We start from the raw sequence: 6,928 nt of genomic DNA on the forward strand, positions 1-6,928 counted from the left end.
CTCGGCCGCTCCCGCGGCGAGGACGGGGGCGGGGTTCGCGGCGGCGGCCGCTTCGGCTGCCGCGGCGGCGCGGCGCGCCTTGCGGGCCTGGTAGGCCTCGCGGTCGCGCTCCTCGGCGAGCTTGTACGAGTCGAGGGCCTCCTGGACGGTGCCGTCGGTGACGAGCGTGCCGGCGTCGAGGAAGATGCCCCTCTTGCAGTACTTCTTCAGGTCGCCTTCGGAGTGGGAGACGAACACGAGGGTCCGCCCCTCGTCGAGGAGCCCGGCGATGACCTGCTGGCATTTGCGCTTGAACGCGGCGTCGCCGACGGCGAGCGCCTCGTCGACCAGGAGGATCGGGTGCGGCAGCTGCGTGATGACGCCGAAGCCGAGGCGGACCTTCATGCCGGACGAGTAGTACTTGACCGGCGTGTCGATGAAGTCCTCAAGCTCGGAGAAGTCGACGATCTCGTCGAACTTCGACTTGATCTCCTTGGTGGTCATGCCGTGGAGGGCGGCCACCAGGTTGACGTTCTCGCGGCCGGTGAGCTCGCCGGAGAACCCGGCGGACAGGGCGATGAGCGGGGCCACGCGGCCCTCGCGGCGCACGAAGCCCTCGTCGGGGATGAGGACGCCGGTGATCAGGCGCAGCAGCGTGGACTTGCCGGTGCCGTTGCGGCCGATGATGCCGACGGCCTCGCCGGGGAAGATGTCGAAGTTGACGTGGCGCAGCGGCCAGAAGTCCTGCGCTTGGACACCCTGCTTGTTGGCGGCGCGCCGCACGAACAGGTCCTTGACCCGGCCTTTCTTCTGCTTGCCTTTCGCAAAGCAGATCCCGAGGTCACGAGCCTGAATGATCGGCTCCTCCATGGGGGCGGCCCTCCCGGAACATGTGGTTGCAGTGCAGCCTTCGATGGCGCGCCAATACTACCGCCCGGTCTTTTCGGGCAGATCACGGCCGATCCGAGAGGTTTCTCATGCCCCTCCCGCACCGTCCCCGGCTAGGGGACGCGGTCGCCGCCGCCCGCGTGCCTGCGCTCCGCTGCCAGGCGCTCGACCTCGAACGCGGCCAGGATCCTGCGGTACGTGACCTCGGCGCGCTCGGCGGAGGCGCGGGCTTCGAGCCGCGCCTGGCGCGCCTCGTTCCACACCAGGGCCAAGCCGCCCAACGTGATCAGGCTCATCGCGAATGACGCGGCCCACACGAGCCGCGTGGGTCCGAGGAGGGCGACGGCCATGAGTCCGGCGGCGGCCAGGACCGCGGCGACGGCGCCGATGCGGGCGGGCGAGGGCCGGCCGAGCCGGCGGTAGACGGCTTTGAGCAGTTTCTTCATCTGGGCACTCTCGGTCTCAGGCGGCGGTGTGGTTCAGGTCGCCGGGGTTCAGGACACCGGCCGGCAGCCCGGCGACGAGCTCCCGGTAGGAGTCGTGGCTGAAGCGCTCGCGCACCCGCTGCTGGGCGAGGGCGCTGCGGGCGAGGAACCGCTCGGGGTCGGCGTACAGGCCGTCCACCAATTCGACCACCTCGGAGGGCTCGCAGTACAGGGCCGCGTCGCCGAAAACGGGCTCGAACCTGGGCGGCAGGACGGTGACGCATCCGGCGGCGAGGGCCTCCAGGACGGCCCGCCCGAACGCCTCGTACTGCTTCGGGTGCGGGAAGTAGATCCAGAAGTCGAGCTGGTACAGGAACGAGTCCACGTCGGTCTCGTTGAAGCCGTAGCAGGTCCACTCCGACGGGACGGGTTCGCCGGTGATCTTGGCGACCGATTTGACGCCGCCCATGACGCGCACGTCCCAGCGGCCGTCCCCGGGGTAGACCAGCGGGAGGTCCTCGCGCGCAGGCCATTTCGTCCAGTCGTCGCGCGAGTGGCGCCCGACGACGGGCAGTTTCGAGCGGAACCCGGTGCGGGCGGGGTGGATGTCGGCGGTGTCGAGGATGCCGGGCATGTCGAAGTCCGCGAGCGCGCCGAACCCCGCGAGGGCCTCGCGGACCTGCGGGCCCTGCGGGACCCACAGCGGCTCGACCCCGAACATGTCGGTCGCGTTGGCGTGGCAGCCTTCGGGCGAGTACCGGACGTCGGAGCCGTCGCGTTCGGCCGGGGCCTGGTTGGCGAGGACGACCATCCGCTCCGGGCGCACCGAGGACCGCTCGCCGGACCGGAACTGGAGGATCGGCGGGTACCGCAGGACCAGCAGGCCGCACACGACGTCGTCGGTGACCAGGACCTGCTCGACCGCGCCGTCGTTGACCATCCGCTGGATCGGCTCGCACATCGGCCGGTCCTCGGTGGTCATGTGCCGCCACGACTCCAGGTGCATGACCGCGACCGACTTCCCTTCCTCGCGAAGGGCTTTGATCTCCTCGATCGCGGACTTCTGGGGGCCGCCGAAGGGCCGCCAGTCGAGGCAGAACACGGCGTCGAAGCGCCTCTGCCGCTGGTCTGCACGGGCGACGGCGGCGTGGTACGGGGCCCAGAACGGGCGCCTGACGGGATGCCGCGGCAGGTACGGGTCGGCTTCGCCGGCGGCGATCTGCCGGTGCCACAACGGGTACGAGGACTGGTAGGCGCGCCGCGACGGGTGCTTCCAGCCGGGCCCGAACTCCTCGCGCGAGAGCGACCCGGGCGCCTGCCGCATGACCGTGTCCCAGGTGCCCGCCAGGCGCTGGACCGCGTTCTTGCCGAACGCGGCCGAGAACCGGTGCAGGAACTCGGTGTCGGCGCCCTTGCGGATCTCGTCGTAGTAGCCGAGCCGGTCGAGTGCGCTGCGCCGGAACATCATCGACGCCGTGGACGCGGTGGTGAGGACCCGGCCGGGGCGGGTCGCGGTGAGGTCCTCGTTGAACAGGAACGCCTCGCCGTACGTCAACTGGAGTCCCGGGTCCGCCAGGAGCGGCGCGATCGAGCGTTCCAGGCGGCCGGGCGCGGCCCAGTCGTCGGAGTCGAGCCCCGTGATGAAATCCCCGGTGGCCGCGTCGAAGGCGGTGTTGCGGGCCGCGAACGTGCCACCGTTGGCGTCCTTGCGGATCACGCGCACGCGCTCGTCCAGGGCCGCGGCGGCGGCCAGGACCGCGTCGTACTCGGGCCCGGAGGCGTCGTCGACGACGAGGACCTCCAGGTTCGCCCACGTGCCGTCGAGGACCGACCGGACCGCGGTGAGCAGCGCCCGGTCGGGCCGGAACGCGGTCATGACGACCGAGACCTTCGGGCCGTCCACACTTCCGGGCGCGGCATCGGCGCGGAGGCGGTCGAACCGCGGCAGCGAGACGTCGGGATCGAGACGGAGTTCGGGGTGCCCGCACAGCGCCCCCAGGCGCTTCACCCACGCCTGCTCGTCGCCGCCCGCGTCCGGATGCTCCAGATCCGCCAGCAGCGCGTCCCGCTCCAGCTCCGGCAGGTGCTTGTACCGCCGCACCAGCCACCGGGCCCGTTCCAGGTCCCCCGAGGCGTACGCGAGCTGCGCGTGAACAGCCGCATTCCTGGACGAGACCCGCTTCGGGCCGCCCAGCTCCAACGCCAGGTCGAACAGCGCCAACGCATCCCGCCGGTCCGCTTCGGTCCCGAACTGGAGGCCGACCACGCGCGCCAGGTCGCACAGCGCCTCCGGGTCCGCGTCGACCCGCCGCCCCTCCCGCGCCGCCACCAGCAGCTCCGGCAGCGTCAGTTCCCGGGTCGCGGCCGCCGCCAGCAGGATCCGGCCCCCCGGGGAGCGGGTCCGCAGCGCGGTCGACACGAGCGAGCCCCGCCGGCGGGCCTTCGACTGTGCCAGGTGGTCGTCGATCAGGCGGGCCGGATAGCGCGAGCCCTCGTCAGCTGGGGTCATCTCGTCCGTTCATCTCTGCGTCGCATTCAGCCCAGATCCTCGCGTGCCCAATGGCTCGGAAGTTGAATTGAAAGCGAACGGACGCCCTCACCTGCGTAAACAGATGTTGAACTGGGAAGCCGGTCAATGTCTCCCGCACCCCCCGGGATATCGTGGGCGCGAAATGAGCGACTCACCGAAACGCCCGCGCATCGTCCGCAACGACTATAAGGCCCTCCACCCGCCGCAGGCGGCGACGTGGAAGCCCAGTCTCGCGGTGAGCGTCGTCATCCCAGCTTACGGGGCGCAGGAGAAACTGGACCTCACGCTGGCCGCACTCGCGGCCCAGACGTATCCGGCCGATCTCATGGAGGTCGTCGTCGTCGACGACAACTCCGCCCCGCCCCTGCGCCTGCCCGAACTCCGGCCCGAGCACACCCGCCTCGTCACCACCACCCCCGACTCGTGGGGCTCCGCGCACGGCGTCAACACCGGCGTCGCCCACGCCGACGGCCAGGTCATCCTGCGGCTCGACTCCGACATGGTCGCCTACCGCGACCACGTCGAGGCCCAGCTGCGCTGGCACCACGCCGCCGACTACCTGGCCGTCCTGGGCCACAAGCGGTTCATCGCGTGGGAGCCCGGGAAGCTCACCCCCGAGCAGGTCCACGAGAAGGTCCTCGTCGGCGAAGGCGAAGCCCTGTTCGCCATCGAGGACTCGACCACGCACTGGATCGAGAAGGTCATCGCCGACACCGACGGCCTGACCGCCCACCACCCCACGAACTACCGGGTGTTCATCGGCGCCACCGGATCGATGCACCGCGACTTCTTCAAGACCGTCGGCGGCCTCGACACCGACCTGCGCCTCGGCTCCGACACCGAGTTCGCGTACCGGCTCTCCCAGGCCGGCGCCGTGTTCGTCCCCGAGACCACCTCCTCCGCCTGGCACCTCGGCATCCCGCAGATGCAGGAGAAGGAGGAGGAGGGCCGCCGCCAGCGCGTCCCCTACATCGCCCAGCGCGTCCCCCTCCACGGCTGGCGCCGCACCGCCGCGCCCCGCGCCTGGCGGGTCCCGTTGGTGGACATGGTGATCGACATCGGCGACGCGAACGTGGCCGAAGTGGACGCCGCGGTCGCGCCCGTCCTCGGCGGCCCCGACGGCGACGTGCGGATCACCCTCGTCACCGGCCAGGGCCCGGCCCCGCAGGACCGCGCGTCGATCCTCGCCGGGGACGGCGCCCAGCTGCGCCTCGTCGAGGAGCTGTACGCCCACGAATCGCGCGTGCGGATCGCCGAGAAGGCCCCCGAAGCCGACCCGGCCGTCCCCTACCGGCTGCTGCTGCCGAAGCCCGTTTCGATGCGCGCCAAGGGCCTCGGCCGGATGCTCCAGCTCATGGAGCGGGTCGACGCCGGGCTGGTCCTCGCCGACCTCCCCGACGGGCCCCCCGCCCGCCTGGAGCGCACGGCCGCGTTCGCGCGCGCCCGCCACATCGCCGGGAACGGCGACCTCGACCAGGTCGTGGCCGGGATCTGGGGCGCCACAACGTTTTCCGACCTTATTGCACCGGAGGCGGAGGGCTCGGTGTTCAACCCGCCGCCCGCCGACATCGCGCGCCGCTTCGCGCGCAAGTACTTCGACGCCCGCCAGCGCGCCCGGCTGCGCGCACTGCTCAAGCGCTAGGAGCGCACCGTGAACGCCGTCCTCCGCCGCAACGACTACGGTCCGCTCGACCGGCCCGGCGGGGACTGGCGCCCCGCATTGAGCGTGAGCGTGGTGATCCCCGCTCACGGGCACCAGGACAAGCTCGACGTGACCCTCGCTTCCCTTGCGGGCCAGACCTATCCGGCCTCGCTGCTGGAGGTGGTCGTGGTCGACGACGGCACGGAGCCGCCGCTGCGACTCCCGGAGCTGCGGCCCGAGTCGACGCGGATCGTCAAGCCGCTGCCGGGCGGGTGGGCTTCGGCGCACGCCACAAACTCCGGTGTCGCGCAGAGCGACGGCGACGTGGTGCTGCGCCTGGACGCGGACATGCTCGTCTTCGACGACCACGTCGAGTCGCAGCTGCGCTGGCACCACGCCGCGGATTATCTTGCGGTGCTGGGGCACAAGCGGTTCGTGGACTACCGGGCCGGGGACCTGGACCCGGTGGACGTGCTCGCGGCGGTGCGCGCGGGCAAGGCCGCATCGCTGTTCGACCGCGCGGAGCCGCAGTGGATCGAGCAGATCATCGACGCGACCGACGGGCTGAAGGATGCGGACCACCGGGCGTTCCGGGTCCTCGTCGGCGCGTCGTTCTCGGTGCACCGCAGGCTGTTCGAGGCTTCGGGCGGGATGGACGCGGACATGCCGCTGGGTTCGGACACGGTGTTCGGGTACAGGCTGCACCAGGCCGGGGCCCTGTTCGTCCCGGATACGGACTCGTCGGCGTGGCACCTGGGGCCGCGGCAGATCGCCTCGCGCGGAGAGCTCGCGAAGGCGTACCGCAGGCCGCAGATCGCCAATCGGGTGCCCGAAGTGGATCTGAAGCGCCCCAGGGCGAATCGGAGCTGGGACACGCCACTCGCCGACGTGGTCGTCGCCGCGGGCCCGAATACGGAGTCCTGTGTGGACGCGATTCTGGCCGGTTCGAAGCACGATGTGTGCGTCACGATCACCGGCGATTGGCCCGAGCCGACGACGGGCCGCCATGCGCCGCTCGACGATCCGGCGTTCGCGGCGCGGATGCTGTTGGAGGCGTACAAAGGGGAGCCCCGCGTGCGGTTCGCGAAGGAATTCGAGACCGACCGGCGTGTCCCGTACCGCATCGACGTGCCCGAAAGCGCCGAGCCGGGACCGGACGCGGTCGCCGACCTCGTCGCCTATGCGAACGAGCAGCGGCTCGGCCTCGTGGAAGTCGCAGTCCCGCAGGGGATCGTGCGCCTGGAACGCGCCGCGGCCGCAGCGCGCGCACAGCATCTCGGCGTGCCGATCGAGGAAGTCTGGGGCGCGGAGCGCGTCGAGGACGGCCCGCTCGTGGACGCCTTGGCGGCGTCAGCCGCCGGCGATGCGGGTGGCGGCCGGGACCGTGGGCTCGGCGGCTCGCTCCGGCGGGCCGTCAAGCGGGGCCTCGGGCGCTGACGCCCGGGGGGCCGGCGCGCCGGCGTC

General features: G+C 71.7%; 5 protein-coding genes. 2 read left to right on the forward strand and 3 right to left on the reverse strand.

What is annotated here, in order from left to right; all coding sequences use genetic code 11:
* The 3 genes from DI269_RS14645 to DI269_RS14655 all read right to left on the reverse strand — a co-directional run.
* Positions 1-849 (reverse strand): ABC transporter ATP-binding protein (locus tag DI269_RS14645; RefSeq protein ID WP_112137055.1); only part of this gene is annotated, 849 nt, incomplete at its 3' end.
* A gap of 131 nt (positions 850-980) precedes the next feature.
* The gene (locus DI269_RS14650) at positions 981-1,313 is read right to left on the reverse strand and encodes a hypothetical protein (RefSeq protein ID WP_112137056.1); all 333 of its coding nucleotides are present in this window, start codon (positions 1,311-1,313) and stop codon (positions 981-983) included.
* A 16-nt stretch (positions 1,314-1,329) separates the two neighbouring features.
* The gene (locus DI269_RS14655) at positions 1,330-3,801 is read right to left on the reverse strand and encodes a glycosyltransferase (protein ID WP_112137058.1); all 2,472 of its coding nucleotides are present in this window, start codon (positions 3,799-3,801) and stop codon (positions 1,330-1,332) included.
* Between the two features lie 163 nt (positions 3,802-3,964).
* Between DI269_RS14655 and DI269_RS14660 the strand changes: the two genes are divergently transcribed.
* A complete protein-coding gene (locus tag DI269_RS14660; RefSeq protein ID WP_198667444.1) occupies positions 3,965-5,464 on the forward strand; it encodes a glycosyltransferase in 1,500 nt (499 codons plus the stop codon).
* Between the two features lie 9 nt (positions 5,465-5,473).
* Complete coding sequence (locus DI269_RS14665) at positions 5,474-6,901, forward strand: glycosyltransferase (protein ID WP_112137062.1); 1,428 nt, start codon at positions 5,474-5,476, stop codon at positions 6,899-6,901.
* Positions 6,902-6,928 lie beyond the last annotated feature (27 nt).

It is taken from the genome of Glycomyces dulcitolivorans (genome assembly GCF_003265355.1).
Lineage (GTDB): Bacteria > Actinomycetota > Actinomycetes > Mycobacteriales > Micromonosporaceae > Glycomyces > Glycomyces dulcitolivorans.